Annotated in this window: 12 protein-coding genes; 9 read left to right on the plus strand and 3 right to left on the minus strand. The window is 64.6% G+C overall.

Annotation, left to right across the window (positions count from 1 at the left end; all coding sequences use genetic code 11):
- Positions 1–23 precede the first annotated feature (23 nt).
- Positions 24–1184 (minus strand): homocysteine biosynthesis protein, encoded by a 1161-nt coding sequence (locus KBY83_RS06410; protein ID WP_255018803.1) that lies wholly within the window; start codon positions 1182–1184, stop codon positions 24–26.
- A 47-nt stretch (positions 1185–1231) separates the two neighbouring features.
- Between KBY83_RS06410 and gyrA the strand changes: the two genes are divergently transcribed.
- From gyrA to crtL, 4 genes are all read left to right on the plus strand, one after another.
- Positions 1232–3928, plus strand: a complete 2697-nt coding sequence (gyrA, locus tag KBY83_RS06415; RefSeq protein WP_255018805.1) for a DNA gyrase subunit A — start codon at positions 1232–1234, stop codon at positions 3926–3928.
- A 2-nt stretch (positions 3929–3930) separates the two neighbouring features.
- Entirely contained in the window at positions 3931–4116 is a 186-nt protein-coding gene (locus KBY83_RS06420; RefSeq protein WP_255018806.1) for a DUF1778 domain-containing protein, read from the plus strand.
- Entirely contained in the window at positions 4109–4312 is a 204-nt protein-coding gene (locus tag KBY83_RS06425) for a hypothetical protein (RefSeq protein ID WP_255018807.1), read from the plus strand. Before KBY83_RS06420 ends, KBY83_RS06425 begins: the two co-directional genes overlap by 8 nt.
- A gap of 109 nt (positions 4313–4421) precedes the next feature.
- Positions 4422–5726 (plus strand): lycopene beta cyclase, encoded by a 1305-nt coding sequence (gene crtL / locus KBY83_RS06430; RefSeq protein WP_255018808.1) that lies wholly within the window; start codon positions 4422–4424, stop codon positions 5724–5726.
- Between the two features lie 8 nt (positions 5727–5734).
- Here crtL and KBY83_RS06435 read toward each other — a convergent pair whose 3' ends face one another.
- Positions 5735–7309: a glycoside hydrolase family 57 protein gene (locus tag KBY83_RS06435; RefSeq protein WP_255018811.1), complete on the minus strand. Its 1575-nt coding sequence runs from the start codon at positions 7307–7309 to the stop codon at positions 5735–5737.
- Positions 7310–7395: 86 nt separating this feature from the next.
- Between KBY83_RS06435 and KBY83_RS06440 the strand changes: the two genes are divergently transcribed.
- Together KBY83_RS06440 and KBY83_RS06445 are read left to right on the plus strand one after the other, a co-directional pair.
- Positions 7396–9039: a 2-isopropylmalate synthase gene (locus KBY83_RS06440; protein WP_255018812.1), complete on the plus strand. Its 1644-nt coding sequence runs from the start codon at positions 7396–7398 to the stop codon at positions 9037–9039.
- A 174-nt stretch (positions 9040–9213) separates the two neighbouring features.
- Positions 9214–10062: a carbohydrate ABC transporter permease gene (locus KBY83_RS06445; protein WP_106501493.1), complete on the plus strand. Its 849-nt coding sequence runs from the start codon at positions 9214–9216 to the stop codon at positions 10060–10062.
- 26 nt (positions 10063–10088) lie between these two features.
- On the opposite strand, the gene KBY83_RS06450 is transcribed toward KBY83_RS06445, so the two are convergent.
- Entirely contained in the window at positions 10089–10529 is a 441-nt protein-coding gene (locus tag KBY83_RS06450; protein ID WP_255018813.1) for a hypothetical protein, read from the minus strand.
- Positions 10530–10686: 157 nt separating this feature from the next.
- On the opposite strand from KBY83_RS06450, the gene KBY83_RS06455 reads away from it, so the two are divergent.
- The 3 genes from KBY83_RS06455 to KBY83_RS06465 are packed head-to-tail and all read left to right on the plus strand — an operon-like array spanning position 10687 to position 20458.
- Positions 10687–11943, plus strand: coding sequence for an MFS transporter (locus tag KBY83_RS06455; RefSeq protein ID WP_255018814.1), 1257 nt, complete (start codon positions 10687–10689; stop codon positions 11941–11943).
- A gap of 6 nt (positions 11944–11949) precedes the next feature.
- Entirely contained in the window at positions 11950–13059 is a 1110-nt protein-coding gene (locus KBY83_RS06460; protein WP_255018815.1) for an MGDG synthase family glycosyltransferase, read from the plus strand.
- Positions 13060–13078: 19 nt separating this feature from the next.
- Positions 13079–20458 carry a type I polyketide synthase gene (locus tag KBY83_RS06465; RefSeq protein WP_255018817.1) on the plus strand — a complete coding sequence of 2460 codons (7380 nt, stop codon included), beginning with the start codon at positions 13079–13081 and terminating at the stop codon, positions 20456–20458.
- Positions 20459–20462 lie beyond the last annotated feature (4 nt).

Below are 20462 nucleotides of genomic sequence, written 5' to 3' on the forward strand. Positions count from 1 at the left end.
GCGGTTGGCTGGGACTCCAAGCCCTAGGCCTCAATCGGCAGCAGGCTGGGGCGGCTGCTCAGCGGCACGACCGGTAGGCGCAGGGGGAAGCTGCCGTCGATCAGGGCTGATATCAGGGCCTCGCTGGCGGCGGCGGCCAGTCGCGGGCTGTGGGAGGGCGCACAGGCCACCGAGCGGCCTGCCACCTGGATCGTGCCGCTGAGCAGTTCGGCATAGCTCACCGAGCCCAGGCTGGGTTTGATCCGCCGCGGCACCGACAGGTCGAGCACGGGCGCCTCGAGCTCCTGGGGGCCAGCGGCGGCCTGGCGGGCCACCTCGGCATTGATCAGGGGCACCGGCGCCGCAATCGTAATCAGTAGGGCGCTGCCATGGCCCTCAAAAAAACAAGGGCGCACCCACTCGGGCCGCAGTCCGTGCAAATCCACGCTCACGGCGGCGGCCGCGCCGGGGGTGCGGGCGTGGCCGCTGGCCTGGCGCCGGCAACCGGGCTGGTGGCCGCTGCCAGCCCCTATCACCCAGCCGATGGCGCCGCCCACCAGCACCGGTGAGCCAGGCCCCAGCAGCGACAAACCCGGCATGGTGAGGCCAATGCTGCCGGCGCCGCCGCAGGAATAAAGGGCGTTGGCGGCTGGACCCAGCAGGGTGCCGTAGGGGCTTGGGCAGGGCCCTTCCGCCTGGCTGAGGGCGACTACGCCGTTTTCACTGATGGCCCGCTGCAGCAGCAGCCGGCCAGCGCCGATCTGCTCCAGACCCAGCTCCGTGTGCAGCTCCCGGCGGGGGTGCAGGGCGGTGGCCTCGCCGCTGGCGTTGAAGGGCAGGGCCCGGCCCTGCAGCAGGGCGCCGAGCAGCTGGGCGCCGCCCATCGCATCGCCTAGGCCGCCGCCGATCGGCAGCACCAGCTCGCCGCTGCCGCAGCCCGCCAACCCCGCCACTCCGGCCAGCTGGCCGTCGCGCAGACGGATCGGTGGATCCGTGGGGCCGAGGCTTAGGAGCAGGCTGGCCTGGTCGCTGAAGCCCGCATCGGCTGCCACCACCACATCAGTGCTGGCGTAGGCCTCGGCCAGCCCGGCTTGCAGCACCAGGCTGCGAAAATCAGCGGCGGCGCGCACCTGCAGCTGGCCCCGTTGCTGCTTGAGCCTTAGCTCCGCCTCCTGGCGTGGCGGGAATGGATCGGATTTGGGCATTCCCCCTGGGCTTTAGATAAACTGACCACTGGTAAAGACGGTCATCCATGGCGGACCCCAGCGGACCCGGTGCTGATATTCCGGGGGAGTCCGGTGGCAACGGTGATTCGCGGATCATCCTGACCGATCTGCGCAACGAGATGTCGCGCTCCTATTTGGAGTATGCGATGAGCGTGATAGTGGGTCGGGCCCTGCCCGATGCCCGGGATGGCCTCAAGCCGGTGCACCGGCGCATCCTTTACGCCATGTATGAGCTGGGTCTCACCAGCGACCGGCCCTACAGGAAGTGCGCCCGTGTGGTGGGTGAGGTGCTTGGTAAGTACCACCCCCACGGCGATACGGCCGTCTACGACGCCCTGGTGCGGATGGCCCAGGACTTCAACATGCGCATGCCCCTGGTCAATGGGCATGGCAACTTCGGCTCGGTGGACGGCGACCCCCCGGCCGCCATGCGTTACACCGAATCCCGGCTGCAGGCGCTGACAACCGACAGCCTGCTCGACGATATCGAAGCCGAAACGGTCGATTTCGCCGACAACTTTGACGGCTCCCAGCAGGAGCCCACCGTGATGCCGGCGCGGATTCCGCAGCTGCTGCTCAACGGCTCCACCGGCATCGCCGTGGGCATGGCAACCAACATCCCACCCCACAACCTCACTGAGCTGATCGACGGCACGCTGGCGCTGATCGCCAACCCCGACATCGACGATCTGCAGTTGATGGCGATCATCCCGGGGCCGGATTTCCCCACGGGAGGCCAGATCCTGGGTCGCCGCGGTATTCGTGACACCTACACCACCGGCCGCGGTTCAGTGACGATGCGGGGCGTCGCCTCGATTGAAACGCTGGAGGTGAAGGGCCGCCCCGATCGCGATGCGGTGATCATCACCGAATTGCCCTTCCAAACCAACAAGGCCTCGCTGATTGAGCGGATCGCCGAGCTAGTCAACGACAAGAAGCTGGAGGGGATCTCTGATATCCGTGATGAATCCGACCGCGATGGCATGCGGATCGTTATCGAATTGCGCCGTGATGCCTACCCCCAGGTGGTGCTGAACAACCTGTTCAAGCTCACGCCGCTGCAAAACAACTTCAGCGCCTACATGCTGGCGTTGGTGAAGTCGGAGCCGGTGCTGCTCACCCTGCGCAAGATGCTGCAGGTGTTTCTCGACTTCCGCATCGAGACGATCGAGCGCCGAACCCGCTACTTCCTGCGCAAAGCCGAGGAGCGCGACCACATTTTGCTGGGCCTGCTGCTGGCCCTAGACCAACTCGATCCGATCATTGCCCTGATCCGGGCTGCTTCCGATGCGGCCACGGCCCGCATGCAGCTGCAGGAGCGCCATGGCCTCAGTGAGATCCAGGCAGACGCCATTCTGCAGATGCAGCTGCGGCGTTTGACGGCCCTCGAGGCCGACAAGATCCGCCTTGAGCATGAGGACTTAGTCGCCAAGATTGCCGACTACAAAGACATCCTGGCCAATCGCGAGCGCGTACTCACGATCATCACCGAAGAGCTCGGTGCGATCCGCACTCGTTACCTCTCCCCCCGCCGCACAGAGATTCTGGATCTCGAGGGCGGCCTCGAAGACATCGACCTGATCGCTAATGAGCGTTCGGTGGTGTTGCTCACCGAGAACGGCTACCTGAAGCGGATGCCGGTGAGCGAATTCGAGGCCACCAGCCGCGGCACTCGCGGCAAGGCCGGCACCAAGACCCAGGGCGAGGAGGCGGTGCGGCTGTTCATCAGCTGCAACGACCACGACAACCTGCTGCTGTTCTCCGATCGCGGCGTTGTTTACACCGTGCCGGCCTATCGGGTGCCGATCTGCAGCCGCGCTGCCAAGGGCACGCCGATTGTGCAGATGTTGCCGATTCCCCGCGAGGAACAGATCACCTCGCTGCTGGCGGTGAGCGAATTCACCGATGACGGTGTGCTGGTGATGCTTACCAGTGGCGGCACGATTAAGCGCACCCGTCTATCGGCCTTTGCCAACATCCGCTCCAATGGCTTGATCGCCATCGATCTGGTGGAGGGGGATGCCCTCACCTGGGTGCGCTTGGCCCTGCCCGGCGACAGCATCCTGATCGGCTCGCGCAACGGCATGACCATCCACTTCCGTCTCAACGACGAGGAGTTGCGGCCCTTGGGCCGCACCGCCCGCGGCGTGCGGGCCATGAACCTGCGCCCCGGCGACCAGCTGGTGAGCATGGATGTGCTGCCCGCCGAGCTCGCCGATCGGGTGGCGAGCTCGGCCAGCGCCGAAGACGATGAAAGTGAGGAGGTGGCTCCGAGCGAGGGTCCTTGGGTGCTGGTGGCTAGTGCCAGCGGCCTTGGTAAGCGGGTGCCGGTGGATCAGTTCCGCCTGCAGAAGCGCGCCGGCATGGGCCTGCGGGCGATCAAGTTCCGCAATAAGAGTGATGTGCTGGTGGGCCTCAAGGTGCTCGGGGCTGGCGAGGAGCTGCTGCTTGTGAGCGAGAAGGGGGTGATTGTTCGCACCCAGGCAGATGCGGTGCCGCAGCAGTCGCGGGCGGCTACGGGCGTGCGCTTGCAGAAGCTTGATGCCCGCGATCGCCTCAGCGAAGTGGTGCTGGTGCCACCGGCTGCCGAGGAGGAGGAAGTGCCCGTCGACGAGGATGCGCCCCCTTTGGAGGTGGTCGCCCTGGATGAAGCTGTCGCCCTCACCACCGAAGACGCTGGCGCTTCCCCTGCCGAACTTGAAAGCCCAGCCAGCGAGGGGTGACCATGGCGTCGATTGTGCGGCTCGCGGCCAAGGCGCGTGCGGCCGAAGCCATCCAGCGCGACCAGCAGATCACCCTGTCACAACAGGATTTCAAGGCCTTTCATGCCGCCATCGCCCAGCCGTTTGAGCCCAACGCCGCCCTGCAGGATGCGTTGGAGCAGGCCTGCACGCGCGTGAGCCGTGTTTGAGGAGGAGCAGCTCGACCCAACCCGTCACAATCGCAAGGAGTTCTGCTGTGGCGAGCCCGCCCTCGATCGCTTTTTAAAACAGCAGGCGCACCAGAACATGCGCCGTGGTGTGAGCCAGACATTCGTGCTGGTTCCTGCAGAAGGCCCTGGCCGTACAACGTTGCCTCCATGCCAGAGCCTCGGTCGGAGGGTATGACCAGGTTGTTGATGCCAAGACTCCTGCTGCGGTGTCGTTTTATGGGCACCATGGTTTCCGTCCCTTTAAGGACACCCCATGAAGCCTCTATCTGCCCCTGTGATGCAGCATGAGCTCTCTTTCGACCGGTGTGATGCCCACTGATGTGCTGGTGGTGGGCGCAGGCCCGGCGGCCCTGGCCATCGCCGCTGAGCTGGCGGAGCAGGGGCTGGCGGTGGCAGTGCTGGCGGCGACTGATCCTCGCGAACTCTGGCCCAACACCTACGGGATCTGGGGAGACGAGGTGGATGCCCTCGGCCTAGGCCACCTGCTGGAGCACCGCTGGAGCGACACCTGCAGTTACTTCGGCTCCGGCAGCAACGACCCTGCCGATCCAGCCAACAGCCCCACCCGCCACGGCCGCGACTACGGCCTGTTCGACAAAACGCGCTTGCAGCAGTTCTGGCTGGAGCGCTGCGAGGCCGCCGGCGTGCAGTGGCTGCGCGGGCTTGCAGAGGAGCTGAGCCATGGGAGCGGCCGCAGCCAGGTGCGCTATGCCCCGGCTCTTGCTGCCGATCTAGCGCTGATCGAGGCGCGGCTGGTGCTGGATGCCAGCGGCCACAAGGCGGTGTTTGTGCAGCGGCCTGAGCGGGGGCCGGTGGCGGGCCAAGCTGCCTACGGCGTGGTGGGACGCTTCACGGCGCCGCCGGTGCCGTCGGGGCAATTCGTGCTGATGGATTATCGCGCCGATCACCTCAGCGAAGCGGAGCGGCAGGAGCCCCCTACTTTCCTCTACGCGATGGATCTGGGGCAGGGACGGTTTTTTGTCGAGGAGACCTCCCTGGCCCTGGCGCCGCCGGTGCCCTACGCCACGCTCAAGCAGCGCCTCGAGCGGCGGTTGGCCCATCGCGGTGTGGCGATCGAGCAGGTGGAGCACGAGGAGTTTTGCCTGTTTCCGATGAACCTGCCGCTACCGGATTTGGATCAGCCCGTGCTGGCCTTTGGTGGGGCTGCGGCGATGGTGCATCCGGCCTCCGGCTACATGGTGGGGGCGCTGCTGCGCCGGGCGCCGGTGCTGGCGGCGGCGGTGGCGGCGCGGCTGCGGGCTGAACCGGCCGCCACTTCGGCGGAGCTGGCCGCAGCTGGCTGGCTGGTGCTCTGGCCCCCGGAGCTACGCCGTAAACACGCCCTCTACCAATTTGGGCTGGAGAAATTGATGCGCTTCTCGGAGCCCCAGCTGCGCAGTCACTTCACCAGCTTCTTTTCCCTGCCCAGCGCCCAGTGGTATGGCTTTTTGACCAATACGCTCAGCCTGGGCGAGCTGCTGGCGGCGATGGTTGCCCTATTTGCCACGGCACCCTGGAGCGTGCGTTGGGGCCTGATGGGCATGCGGGGCCGGGAGTTGCAGCTGGGCCTTCGCATGCTGGGCCCCTAGCTTTGTGCCTAGGACTGGACCGGCGCCGGCAGCCAATCGGCCGCATTGAGCAGGGGGAATAGGCCGTCTTCGATGGCTATCGCTTTGAGCCATTTGGCGGGTAGCTCGGTGCCGTTGTCGATCGCATCCAGCAGGCGCCAGAAGCGATCCAGGTGGCGCTCGATCCTTTCTTTGGCCAGTCCGGTGGTGGTGCCCGCTCGCAGGATGAAGCTCCAATCAGAGCTTTGGGCCAGCAGCAGCTCCCGGCCCGCCTGGGTGAGCAGGTCTCGCTGGGCTGGGCTGCCAACGCCGCGCTGCACCCGAGCCACCATGGCCTGGGAGGCCCGCTGCCACTCGGCCACCACCCAGGCGTTGGTCTCGTTGAGCCAGTAGTCGTGGTAGCCGCCTTGGCCCCAGCTGCTGGGGGAGGGGCGGCACACCTGCAGGGGGTCGGTGCCGCCGAGGGCCTCCCGCAGGGTCACCAGGCGCACGCCGGCCCCATCGGCCTGGCGGAATAGGGCCGCCAGAAACTGGGGCCCCTCAAACCACCAATGGCCAAACAATTCGGCGTCAAAGGGGGCCACCAGCAGGGGCCGGCGCTCCATCGAGCGGGCCAGGTTGCCTAGCTCCTCGGCTCGACCCTGCAGGTAGGTGGCGGCATGCTCTTCGATTCGCTCGGCCGCAACTGCGGGTTCGTAGGGCTGTTTCTGGTCGAGGGGGCAGCCTTGGGCAGTGACCCGGTGCAGCTTCAGGCCGAGGGGCCGGCGGCTGGCGATGGCATGGCTGGCTAGTTCGCTATCGGGCAGATCCCAACCCAGGTCGCGGTGGAATTCCCGGTAGGCGCCATCGCCGGGGTAGCCCTCTCGGGCGCTCCACACCGGCAGGGTGGCGCTGCTGTCGCGGCCGAAGAAGGCGGCCCCGGCCGGCGAGCAGATCGGTGCAAATACGCCATAGCGGGGGCGCGGCAGGGCATGCAGCAGCCCGTGGGCATCGAGCACCGAGTAGCGCAGGCCGCAGCCCACCAGCTGCTGATCGAGGCCTTCGTAGTAGGCGCATTCCGGCAGCCAGATGCCCAGGGGCCGCTCACCCAGCAGGCGTTCGTGCTCGCGCACTGCGGTGACCAGCTGGGCCCGCACCGCCTCCGGCACCTGGCGCAGTAGGGGCAGGTAGCCGTGGGTGGCACCGCAGGTGATCAGATCGAGCACCCCCTGTTGCTGCAGCCTGCGGAAGCGTGGGATCAGTTGCCCTTTGATCTGACGCCACTGGCTCACCACCTCTTCCAGTTGAGCTGCCAGGTGGCTGGCGGCTGGGCCTAGGTCTTGCGGGGCTTGCAGCAGCAGCTCTTGGCGAACGGCGATCCAGGCCAGGAAGCGGCCATTGAGCTGGGGATCGGCCAGCAGGGAAAGCAGGGTGGGCGAGAGGCCGAGGGTGAGCCTGGGGCGCTGGCGCCGGTCAGCGGCGGCGGCCTCCAGCACGGCAAGAAGTGGCAGGTAGCACTCCTGGAGCGCCTGGAAATACCAATCTTCTTCCAGCGAACCGGGCTCGCTGGAGCGCACGTATGGAAGATGGGCGTGGAGGACTAGGGCCAGATCGCCTGCGGCCATAACCATCCTGCGATCACGGCACTCTAGGCGTAGTGCCCGCATACAATGGGCTATCTCATAGTCATTCCGCCTAGAGGGGCTCCCCTATGGCCCGCGATCCCGGCCGCGTATTGATCTTCGATACCACCTTGCGCGATGGCGAGCAGTCGCCTGGCGCCAGCCTGAACCTCGAGGAGAAGCTGGCGATCGCCCAGCAGCTAGCAAGGCTGGGGGTGGACATCATCGAGGCCGGCTTCCCCTTTGCCAGCCCCGGCGACTTCAACGCCGTGCAGCGCATTGCCGAAACCGTGGGCACCCCCGATGGGCCGGTGATCTGCGGTCTGGCTCGGGCCGCTGCCGGCGACATCAAGGCCTGCGCTGAGGCGGTGGCGCCCGCTGCTAAGCGGCGCATCCACACCTTTATTGCTACCAGCGACATCCATCTCGAGCACAAGCTGCGCAAGAGCCGCGCTGAGGTGCTGGCGATCACCGCCGAGATGGTGGCCTACGCCCGCTCGCTGGTGGACGACGTGGAATTCTCCTGCGAAGACGCCGGCCGCAGCGATCCGGAGTTCATGCATCAGGTGATCGAGGCGGCGATCAGCGCCGGCGCCACCACGATCAACATCCCCGACACCGTGGGCTACGCCACCCCGGCGGAATTCGGTGAGCTGATCGCCGGTATCAATGCCCAGGTGCCCAACATCGACCAGGCGGTGATCTCGGTGCACGGCCACAACGACCTGGGCCTGGCGGTGGCCAACTTCCTCGAGGCGGTGAAAAACGGCGCCCGCCAGCTGGAGTGCACGATCAACGGCATCGGCGAGCGGGCTGGCAATGCCTCGCTCGAGGAGCTGGTGATGGCCCTGCACGTGCGGCGCAGCTACTTCAACCCCTTCCTGGGGCGGCCGGCCGAGAGCACCGAACCGCTCACGGGCGTGCGCACCGAGGAGATCACCAAGACCTCGCGGCTGGTGAGCAATCTCACCGGCATGGCGGTGCAGCCCAATAAGGCGATCGTGGGCGCCAATGCCTTTGCTCACGAGAGTGGCATCCACCAAGACGGCGTGCTCAAAAACCGCCTCACCTACGAAATCATTGATGCCCGCACGGTCGGTTTGGCCGACAACCGCATCTCCCTTGGCAAGCTGAGCGGACGCAGCGCCTTCCGGGCCCGGCTCGAGGAGCTGGGCTACACGCTCGAGCGTGAGGACCTTGACGATGCCTTCGCCCGCTTCAAGGAGCTGGCGGATCGCAAGCGGGAGATCAGCGACCGCGATCTCGAGGCGATCGTGAGCGAGCAGGTGCAGCAGCAAGATGGCGGCAGCTTCACCCTTAAGAGCGTGCAGGTGAGCTGTGGCACTGGCTTGCAGCCCACCGCCACCGTCACCCTGGTGACTGCGGATGGCGCCGAGCTCAGCGAGGCGGCGATCGGCACTGGGCCGGTGGATGCGGTGTGTCAGGCGCTCAATCGGCTGGCCCAGGTGCCCAATGAGCTGGTGGAATTTTCGGTGAAATCGGTGACCGAAGGCATCGATGCCATGGGCGATGTGACGATCCGGCTGCGCCACGAGGGTGTGCTCTATTCGGGCCACTCAGCCGACACTGACATCGTGGTGGCCGCCGCCCAGGCCTTCGTGAACGCCCTCAATAGGCTGGTGGCCGGTGGGCGTCACCAGCCGCTGCACCCCCAGAAGGCGCCGCTGCCCGTAGTGGGCGACCTGCCCCTGGCCGACCGGCCGAGGGTTTAGGCAGGTGGGTTTAGGCAGCTGGGTAGGTGTGGGGTTTCAGCTTGGGATCACGCCCTGGGCTGTGTGTTGTTTTTGTTGATTAGCTAAGCCAAGACTAAGCTAAGCGCCATAACACTTGCTCCCCGGACCGGCCCGCCCCCCTGAGTCATCTGATTCCCTTCAGCTCCCCCCGCCATGAGCCTGCCCCTCTCCGGACCGCGCCGCTCACGGCTCAGTGCCGCCGCCCAGCTGATTTTGCTGTTGCTGGTGGCCCTGGCGATGCTGGTGCCGCTGCTGTGGCTGGTGAGCACCTCGCTCAAGGGTCCGGCCGAGGACATTTTCACCAGCCCGCCAGCCCTCTGGCCCAGTCAGCCCAGCTTTGAGGCCTACAGGCGCCTTTTTGCCGACAATCCAATCGGCACCTACCTGCTCAACAGCACGATTGTGAGTGGCCTGGCGGTGCTGGCCAACGTGCTCTTCTGCTCGCTGGCGGCCTATCCCCTGGCCCGCATGAATTTTCGCGGCCGGGGCTTGGTGCTGGCCCTAGTGGTAGCAACGATTTTGATCCCCTTTCAGGTGGTGATGATTCCGCTGTACCTGCTGATGGTGCAGATCGGTCTACGCAACACCCTTTGGGCCCTGATCATTCCCCAGGCGGCCACCGCCTTTGGCATCTTCCTGCTGCGGCAGAGCTTCCTGGGGGTGCCGGTGGAGCTGGAGGAGGCGGCCCGTTGCGATGGCTGCACGCCGGTGGGGGAGTGGTGGAACGTGATGATCCCAGCGGCCCGGGCCGACCTGATCACCCTGGCGATGTTCGTGTTTATCGGCACCTGGAGCGATTTTCTCTGGCCCCTGGTGATCCTCGATGAACCCGAGCTCTACACCCTGCCCCTTGGGCTGCAGCAGCTGGCCAGCAGCTTTTCGCTCGACTGGCGCCTGGTGGCAGCCGGAGCGGTGATTTCGATCCTGCCGGTGCTGGTGGTGTTTATCGGCCTGCAGCGTTACATCCTGCCCAGCGCCGCCGGCGATGCAGTCAAAGGTTGAAAACCAGTCAAAGGTTGAAAACTTGATCAGTTAGCAGTTGCAGGGGGGCGCACAGGCGGAAGGGGCGGCACTCCCAAAGGCAGCTCATCGGTTTTCGGGTCAGTCGTTTCGCTGGGGCGGGCTGCGCGCAACTTGCTGAGCTCGGCCCGCAGGTTGGCGATTTCGCGGCTCAGCCCATCGATGCGCGTGCCATTGCGCTCCACCGCTTGCAGCCGCTCCACCGTGGAGCGCAGCTGCTGTTCCAGGCCAGTGGTGCGATCAAGGGCCCGGCTGTTCTCCAACCCCTGCACCCGCTCCTGCAACTGGCGGATCGTGTCGTTCTGCTGGCGGGATTTACCCACGATCACCAAAAAAAGCACCACCAGCATTGCCGTGACGCCGGCCTGCAGCCAGGGCACCCAGGCGAGGGAAGCGCCGTTGGGGCTGGCTTCGGTGCTGATCGCGGCCTGGTCAGGGGCTGGGGTCATCAAGGCAAGCTGCCGAGGATGCTTAGATCCTGCCGGCAAGCAGGACTTTTGTCAGGGGTGTGAACTCCTGTGGGAGGGTGAATGTATTGGAAAAGGAGAGCCGACTGTGCTGGTGGCTGGCCCAAAACTTAGGTCGCTGCCAAGGCCATTTCTGGTCATGTGGGCGGGCCAGCTGCTCTCAAACCTCGGCACTCAGGTGAGTCTTTACGCCTTGGGGCTGTGGCTGTTCCAGCAGCATGGCCAGCTGAGTGCCTTTGCTGCGGTGGCGGTTGTGGTGCAGTTGGCCAAGTTGGCATCCCTTTCGCTATTGGGCCGTCAACTGGATCGTTGGCCGCCGCGACGGGTGATGCTTGCCGCTAACGGCCTCGGCAGCACCTGCACTTTGGGCCTGGCCTTCACCTTGATGATGCGTCCAGCCACCCTGCCACCGGTGTTGCTTTGCATTGGGCTGGCAGCGGCAGCAGAGGCGGCTCTGGTGGTGAGCTGGTCCAGCCAACTGGCCAGATTTGTGCCTACAGAGCAGCTGGGAGCGGCCAGCGGGCTCTTCGCTGGGTCGGATGGCGCTGTGGTGATGGCAGCTCCCCTACTCGGCGCTTTGCTGGCGGCGACGGCCGGGTTGCCGGGTGTACTCGTCACTGACAGCCTTACGTCACTTATTGCTGCGGCCTGCACGCTTCTGGTGGCCTGGCCGCAGTCGTTGTCAGCCCCGCTCACTACGGCTGCTGGTCATGAGGCTTCCCCTCAGCTAGGGGTGCGCCATGCCTTGAGCAGGTTGTGGAGCAATCGACGCTGGCGCCCCCTGTTGCAGATCAACAGCGTGGTGGTAGGCGTGTTTGCTGCCATTGAGATCGCTTTCCCCGCCTGGGTGGTGGCGGCAAGCGGCTCCCAGCGTCTGATCCTGGCTCTGGCCCTGGCCGGATTGGGCTATGCCGGTGGGCTCTGGCTATGGGCCCGGGTGCCTCGCTGCCATTGGCTGGACTGGCTGCGCATCGTGTTGCTGCTCCAGGCGGTGCTACTTACCGGGGCTGGGCTGGTGTGCTTTCAGCAGTGGCAGGGGGTGTGGTTTTTGGCCGTGGCCCTATTTGCTGCTGCGGTTCCGGTTGCTCTTGGCGCCCTCCAGAGTCTTTGGTTGTCCTGGGTGCCTTTGGCTTTACAGCCGCGGCTGTTTGTCGGCCGTTATGGCCTGGAGTGGATCTCCCGTCTAGGAGCTCTGCTGGGGATGAGCTTGCTGGCCGATGGGGTGATAGCCCCGCTGATCCGGGGTAGCTACTGGCCCGCTTGGCTGCTGGACGTCCTTGGCCGGGGTCCGGGGCGCCCGACGGCGATGGCGATCGGCTTGCTTGGCTGGGTTTTGCTGATTCCTATTTGGCGGCTCTGGCGTCCCCTGGGGCGCCTTCACCTGGATGAAAAATAGATAGTGATGAAAGTTCTGATTTATACATCCAGTGGCGGCACTGCTCACGACTCGGCCGCCGAGGCAATTCGGCATTGGTTGGAGCGTGAGCGGCCGAATATCGAAGTGCGTGTCGATCAGGTGTTGGAGCGCTCGAGTAGTACCTATCGAGGTGGCGTAGAGCTCTACAACTGGATCCAACGCCGACGCCCCTGGCTGCACCAGATCTACTGGCGGGCTATGGAGCTGGAAGATCTGGTCAAGCCAGGCACCGTTCTATTCGGGCGCCGTTACTTGATTCGTGAGCTTCTGGACTTCCGCCCGGATGTGCTGATCTCAACCCACCCTCACACCAATCGTGGCCATTTCGATTTGGCTAAAAGGGTTTTGGGTAACCAGCTTCGTTGCATCACTTGCTGCACTGAGCTGGATGGTGGTTTTGGCTTTAGCCGCAACTGGCTCAGTCGCAAAACCGACCTGTTCTGGGCCCTTACAGAGGAGGTGGTCAGGGAAGTGCGGCGACGACGTCCAGGGGTTCCAGCGGAGCTGCTTGGGCCCCTCTTTTACCCGGAGTATCACGATGGTGGGCCGGCGACTGCTGCTGTTGAAGGTCTGCCCCTGTTGGTGCTCGGCACGGGCTCAAATGGCGCAAATAACCACATCCCCCTGCTGGAGCAGCTACTGCCGTTTGCTGGTCAGCTGACGGTGGCTGCCCTATGCGGCCGACGACAGATTGTGCGGAAGGAAGTGCAGGCCTGGGTAGATCGGCACCCAGCGCTGGCTGTTCAGGTGCTCGACTATCAGGGACCGGCGGCGATGGCTGATCTTTATCGTCGCGCCTGGGCCATGGTTAGCCGCCCAGGTGCCCGAACTGCCACTGAGGCTCTGTTTATGGGATGCCCACTGGTGTTCAACCATTACGGCACAACCATGCCTCAGGAATTGCTGGCCCCCCGGTATTTCCATGCCCGAGAATTGGAGTCTGCCATTAGACAGCCTGAAGAGCTGTCAACCTTGGTGCACCAATGGCTGACCAATCCACCTGCGTATTTGGCCCTACGGCATCGCTATCAGCAGCACCGCCTGTCGGCCGATCCGGGCACAATCCTCGAGCGCTTAGCCCTTAAGCAACAATGAGATGAATTTGACAGGCCCCATGTCAGAGCCGATTGCAATCGTGGGCATGGGATGCCGGCTTCCGGCGGGTATCAATTCACCTGAAAGTTTTTGGCGATTTCTAAGGGAAGGTCGTGAGGCGATCACAGAGGTGCCCCCCGACCGCTGGAATTTGGATCTCCACTACAACCCTGACCCTGGCCATCCGCTCACTCAGCATGTGCGCCACGGCGGTTTTGTAGAGGGCATCGATCAGTTCGATGCGGCCTTTTTCGGCATTACGCCCAGGGAAGCGGTCTGTATGGATCCCCAGCAGAGGCTTTTGCTTGAAGTGGCTTGGCGGGCCCTCGAGGATGCAGGCAAGCCCCTCGAGCATGTGCGCGGCTCGGCGGTGGGGGTGTTCATGGGCATCTCCAGCTCCGACTACAGCTCCTTGCTTTGGGCTTCGCGGGAGCGCTTCATCACTCCCGACAACGAGCCATTCGTGTTGCCAGGCAACACAGGGTGCATAGCTGCAAACCGTATCTCGTATTTCTTTGATTTCAAGGGCCCCAGCTTCACTGTCGACACCGCTTGCTCCTCCTCCCTAGTAGCGGTGCACTTGGCCTGCGAAAGCATCTGGCGGGGCGAATCCGAGGCTGCCCTCGCCGGTGGTGTGCAGGCGTTGATTCACCCCGGCATTCAGATGAGCTTTTGCAAGGCCGGTCTGCTGGCGCCAGATGGTCGTTGCAAGAGTTTTGATGCCAGTGCTGACGGATATGTGCGTTCGGAGGGAGCCGGGGCGGTGCTGCTCAAGCCCCTAGCCGCTGCCCAATCAGAAGGAGATTCGATCTACGCGGTGATCCATGGCTCAGCTGTCAATTCTGATGGCCGCAGCAATGGCATGGTTGCTCCCAATGCTCGGGCCCAGATCGCCTGCGTGCGCGCGGCCTTTGCCAAGGCAGGCATTGACCCAGCGGCTACCCAGTACGTCGAGGCTCACGGTACGGGAACTCGCCAGGGAGATCCGATTGAACTTCGGGCTCTCGGCACCGTGCTTGGCGAAGGGCGTTCTGAGGGGGAGTCCTGCCGCGTGGGTTCGGTGAAAACCAACCTTGGTCACTCGGAAACTGCCGCTGGCATAACCGGATTGATCAAGGCGGCTCTTTGCGTAGCTAAGCGACAACTACCCCCCAGCTTGCATTGCCTCCGCCCAAATCCTTCCATTGATTTTGCCGGCCTAAAGTTGCAGGTTCAGACCGAACTGGAGCCGTTCCCCCATCAGGATCGAGCCTTGGTGGTGGGGGTTAGTTCCTTCGGTTTCGGTGGAACCAACGCCCATGTCGTGCTGGCAGATGCTCCCCGCCAGAGCGCGCCTATTCGCTTTGGCGCGCGCATGCCGCTGCAGCTAATAACCCTCTCGGCTCGTACACCTGAGGCTCTCAACAGGATTGCCTTCGAGCTAGTTCAGCAGTTGCAGGAGCAGCCCAACATCAAGCTCACCGATCTGGCAGCTTCCGCAAACCTAGGCCGCACTGGCTTTCGAAGGCGGGCGGTCTTTCTGGCTCGAGATAAGGATCATCTGGTGTCCCAGCTCCAATCCCTGGCAAGCGACCGACGTCCTCTTCCTGAAGGCGTCTACTGCGCCACCGCATCAAGGCGCCTTGGCAAGCTGGCTTGGCTATTTACTGGGCAGGGTTCACAGGCCCTTGGGATGGGCCAAGAGCTGCTGGCCCATCCCACTTTCCTTGAGGCTTTTGAAAGGGTTGCGGTTCTGCTGGATCCACAGCTAGATAAACCCCTGCGCGAGTTTTTGACGCCCCGGGATGGGGATGAGGCCGAGGCTGCGGCCCTGCTTAATCAGACCGGAGCTACCCAGCCAGCTCTGTTTGCGGTGGGCTATGCCCTGAGCCAGCTCTGGCAAAGCTGGGGAGTGCGACCTGATCTGCTGATGGGTCACAGCATTGGCGAGGTCCTCGCCGCGCACTTGGCCGGTGTTTTTTCCCTGGAGGATGCCTGTCGCCTGGTGTCGGCTCGTGGCCGACTAATGCAGGCTTTGCCTACAGGGGGCGGGATGGTGGCTTTGCTGGCTCCGCTTGACCAGGTCCAAGCCTTGCTAGCGCGCCACCCAGAGTTGGTGGTGGCTGCTTACAACGGCCCGTTAAACACGGTGGTGGCTGGACCCAGCGCTGCCCTGCGGCAGCTGCTTGCGGATGCTGATGCAGTTGGCTGCAACGCCCGTCAGCTGTCTGTTTCCCATGCCTTTCATACCCGGGCAATGGCTCCGATGCTTGAGGCCTTCGAGCTCGAACTGCGCCAGCTCAGTTATGCGCCCCCCAGTAAGCCGCTGGTGAGCAACCTCACTGGTTTGCTAGCTGGCGCGGAGATTGCCCAGTCGGACTACTGGTGTGACCAAATACTCAGCCCTGTGCAATTTGCCCAAGGTATTGACACCCTTGTCTCACAAGGTGCCCAGGTGTTTCTTGAGATCGGTGCTCGCCCCACGCTCATTGGCATGGCGCGTCAATGCACTCAAGATCAATCCCTCAACCACTGGCCTTCCCTGGAGCAGGGAAAGCCTGACTGGCAGGTGCTTTTCACGAGCCTCGGCGGCCTCTGGCGCGATGGCTACGGCATTGACTGGGCCGGATTCCATCGCCCCTTCCCTGCCCTCCGCATCACCCTGCCCGGCTACCCCTTCGAGAGACAGCGCTATTGGTGGAGCCGCCAGGGAGAGGGCCCAGCTCCAGGTGCCTTCTGGCTCGACCATTTGGGGATCACCGCTCTAAACAGCACACCTCAAGCCCCTGTTTTCCAGCCTGGAGTGGATAGACAATCCTCCAGTAGTTCGCGTTCTGCTGCTGAGAGGTTCACTCGGATCGATCTGCCTGGCGAAACGGAGGTGCACCAGACGCGTTTGTGTAGTGAGGGAACCGACCTAAGCGACCACCGGATTCGCACTCAAGCGGTGTTCCCGGCTGCGGGATTCATTTTGGCGGCACTGGCGCTATTGGACCAGGCCGAGCAGCCCCTGAGGCTGGGTTCGATGAAATTGGATCAGCCACTGAAGTTGGTCGCTCCAGGTGCAGCGGCCTGGCTCCAGGGCCACTGGCGCACCGATGGACTGACTTTCTACAGCCGGCTCGATGCTGCCGAGCTCTCCCCCTGGCAGCGTCATGGCGAGGTTTCCCTCGCTGGGGACTTGCCTGTAGAGCCTCCATTTGCGCTGTCGCCGGCGCCGGACTCGGTGCAGCAGGTGGAGCTTGATAGCTTCTACGAAGCCTTGGCGCAGGTGGGTCTGGAGTACGGCCCTACTTATCGCGGCCTGCGGCAAATCAAGCTGGCGGAAGGTCAAGCCTGGGCTGAGCTGGAGCGACCGGAGAGGGGCCAGGACCGGGGTCTTCTTGACAGTTGTTTCCAGGCTGTGGCTGTGCTCCTGGATCCAGCGGCCCGGGAAGGCCAGCTGCTTCTACCCGTGGGGCTGGAGCAGCTTTGGCTGGCGGCCTTGCCCCTACCTGATCGTTTGCAATGTCAGGTGCGGCTTCAGCCGAGTCAGGAGCCGGCCTTCGTTCTCGCTGACCTAGTGCTCCATGAGGGCGGCGCTCCCTTGGGCTGGATTCGGGGCTTCCGGCTGCGGCGCCTGCCTAGGCAGGCAATGGAGTGGTTGTTTCCCCTGCCGGCGGCTAACCCCCAGCCAACTGCCCAGAACTGGTTGCTGGAAACAAACTGGCAGGAGGCAACCAACTCCAATTCACAGCCGCTGTCAGGCCCCACACCGCTGAGACTTGCAGAAGGCGAGGTGATCCCCCCAGGAGTAGGGCCGCTTTTGCTCTGGCCTGATCTCACTAAGCCTGCCTGTGAGTTGGAGGCGTTGGCAGCCCAAATGCTGCTTTGGGCCCAGCAGCTGGCAGCCGTCCCGCCCCGGCCTGTTTGGCTTGTGCTGCAGGGAGAGGGGCCTCTCGCTGCCGGCTTAGCAGCGTTTGGTCGTTCGGCTGCGCTTGAACAGCCCGCCCTGGGTTGGACAGTGCTACTGATTCAAGAAGGCAGCCCGCCAGCTGCTGCCGATTGGTCAGCCCTTTTTGCTCTTGGTGAGCGCGAACCTTTGCTCGCCTGGCGTGATGGCAGGGCCTGGGTGCAGCGTCTTAAGCCCCTGGCCGATGCGCCCTTCCGGCTGGAAAGCGGTGCGTTGGGCAGCCTGGAGACATTACGGGCAGTGCCCCTGCAGAGGCGCTCGCCTGGCCCCGGGGAACTGGAACTGGCGGTGGAGGCCACGGGCCTCAATTTCCGCGATGTGTTGAACGCTCTGGGACTGCTGGCGGGCTACAGCCGTGAACTTGGCATGGATGCTGATGCCCGCATGCCGTATGGCGGCGAATGTGTGGGTCGGGTGGTGGCCGTTGGCCCTGGTGTGGATCCGGGGCTGGTGGGTGAGCGGCTGCTGGCCGCCTTGGCGGTGGGCAGCCTGGCTAGCCACGTTGTCTGCCGCGCCGCCCTTTGTGTGCCACTGCCACCGTCGCTAGATCCGGCCCTGGGGGCCAGCGTCAGCACGGCTTTCCTCACAGCGATCTACGGCCTCCAGACCCTGGCCAAGCTGCTCCCTGGCGACACTGTGCTGATCCATGCGGCCGCGGGGGGGGTTGGTCAGGCGGCCCTGCAGGTGGCCCGACTCTGCGGTGCGCGGGTGTTCGCTACCGCCAGTGCGGCTAAGCAGGCGGGTCTGCTGCAGCAGGGGGTGGAGGCTGTGTTTGATTCCCGCAGCCTCGACTTTGCCGAGCAGGTGCGGGCCGTCACCGGCGGCCGGGGAGTGGATGTGGTGCTCAACAGCCTCAAGGGCGACTGGGTGGAGGCAAGTTTTGCTGCCCTGGCTGACGGCGGCCGCTTTGTGGAGCTTGGCAAAATTGAGATTTGGAGTCGGGAGGAGGCCCTCCGCCGCCGGCCCGACAGCAGTTACCTGCCCTTCGATCTGCTGGAGGTGGCCGCTGCCGACCCCGGCCTTGTGCGCGGCTTATTGCTGGAGCTGCTGGCCGATCTTGAGGCCGGCCGCTATGCGCCGATCGCGCTGCAGGCGTTTCCGATCGAGCGCGGCGTGGAGGCGTTTCGGCTGATGGCCCAGGCCCGGCACGTGGGCAAGGTCGTGATCACCCAGCCAGAGCGGCCGGCGGCCTGGGCGATCCGCCCTGAGGCTTGTTATTTAGTGACGGGGGCTTTCGGTGGAATCGGCCAGCAGCTCTGTTTCTGGTTGGCTGAGCAAGGTGCTCGTTCCCTTCTGCTCTTAGGACGCAAACCTGACCCCATGTTGGTGGAGCGCTTGCAGGCCCAAGGGGTTGGCTGCGAAGTGGTCGCCTTCGATCTGGCTGCCGATCCGGTAGAGCGCTTAGCCGAGGCTCTGCGGAGCCAACCCTTGGCTGGCTTATTCCACGCCGCTGGTCATTTGGATGACGGTCTTCTGGAGGGGCAGACCCCCGCCCGCCAGGCCGCGGTGATTGCGCCCAAATTGGCTGGCTGGCAGAGGCTGGAGTTGGCCTGCCGGCTGGCCGACTGCCAGCCGGAGTTTGGAGTGGCCTTTTCATCGATGGCCGCTCTGCTCGGATCCCCCGGGCAAACCAGCTATGCAGCGGCCAATGGCGCTCTCGATGGCTTGGCTGCCGCTGCAAACGACTGGCCTCTGCTCTCGGTGCAGTGGGGCCCTTGGGGCGGGGCCGGCATGGCGGAGGGGCTTGAGCGCCGCTTTGCCGCCCTGGGGGTTGGCCTGCTTCCCCCTCCCCAGGCATTTGGGGCCCTGGGATTGCTGTTGGAGCGGGGCAGGTCTGGTTGCGTAGCCGTGCTCAACAATGACTGGCCCAAGCTGGCAGCCCAGCTTGGTAACCGTCAGGCGGCCATGCTGCAACCGCTGCTTGATGTTGACGGCCGCGGCGATCAAGGGGGCGAGGGTGAGCTCCTGCGCCGCCAGCTCGCCGCGGCCGACTCTGACCAGAGACTGGCCCTAGTGGTTGCGCTGCTGCAACAGCGCTTGGCGATTGTGATGGGGCTGGAGGATGGGCGCAGTCTTGATTCCGGTGATTCCCTGTTCCACATCGGCCTCGATTCGCTCATGGCTGTGGAGCTGGCTGCAGGTATCCAGCGGGACCTGGGGGTGAAGTTGGAGCTTGAATCCCTCGCTGGCGATCCCACGATCGAAGCTCTGGCGGCGGTATTGCTAGAGGCTCTGGTAGATCCCCAGGCTGGGGCAGAGCGGGTGTTGGATTTAGGTAGGGAAGCCCAGTTGGAATCTCACTGGAGCTTGCCAGCGGTCTCCACCACTACCTCCTCCGCAACAGCAGGCCCAGGGGAGGCAATTTTGGTTACGGGCGCTTCCGGCTTCCTGGGGGCTTACCTGCTGGCGGGCCAGCTGCAGCGCTGGGATCAAGTGCAGGTGCTGTGCCTGGTGCGGGCCAGCGATCCCTCCCAGGGGCTGAAGCGGATTCGCGCCAACCTTGATCACTACGGTCTATGGCAGGACAGCTGGAGCGAACGGCTGGTAGCGGTGCCAGGCGATCTGGCCCAGCCCCGCTTCGGTCTCTTGGAGCATGGCTTTGCTGAGCTGGCTCAAGGCCTAGGGGGCATCCTGCATAACGGTGCCCAGCTCAGCCAGATGGCCCCCTACAGCCAACTGGAGGCGGCCAATGTGGGCGGTACCAAGACGGTGCTCGACCTAGCGGTGCATCCGGCCGCCGTCGGGGCCCTGCCCGTGCAGCTGATCTCCAGCGTGGCGGTCTTTGAGGCGGCCGCCTACCGCAACCGGGCGGTGCTGGAAAGCGACGACGTGTCGGGGTGGCGCGGCATCCATGTGGGCTACTCCCAAACCAAATGGGTGAGTGAGCGGCTGGTTCTGGCAGCTGGGGCTGCCGGGTTGCCGGTCACGGTGTATCGCCCGCCCCTAATTGGGGGCCATTCCCAGACAGGCGCTTGGCACCAGGACGACCTGCTGCACCGGCTGCTGCGGGGTTGCCTAGCTCTGGGTATGGCGCCGGATCTGCCCTGGGAGCTGGATCTGGTGCCGGTGGACTACGTGGCCGATGCGGTTACGGCTCTGGCCTGGACGCCGGAAGCGGTGGGCCGCAACGTGCACCTGCAACACCCCCAGCCGATGCTGCTGGCCGATCTGCTTGGCAACCTGATCGAGCGTGGGGCACCGCTGGAGCTGGTGTCGATGGAGCGCTGGCTGGAGGCGATTGATGCTGATCCGGCCAACCCCCTGCACGGCATTCGCGCTTTCTTCGTGCGGCGCTGGGGCGACGAGCAGCTCACCTACCCCGAGCTCAATCAGGCCGGGGTGCGGGCGCGGCCCAGCTGCCTGGCCACCGTGACGGCCTTGGCGGCCCATGGCGTGCGCTGCCCGGGCTTCGAGGAACTGATCGGCCCCTATGCCCGCAGCTTGATCACCGGCATGGCCTCGCTGTGATCAT

Source organism: Cyanobium sp. WKJ7-Wakatipu (assembly GCF_024345355.1).
In the GTDB taxonomy this organism is placed as follows: domain Bacteria; phylum Cyanobacteriota; class Cyanobacteriia; order PCC-6307; family Cyanobiaceae; genus Cyanobium_A; species Cyanobium_A usitatum.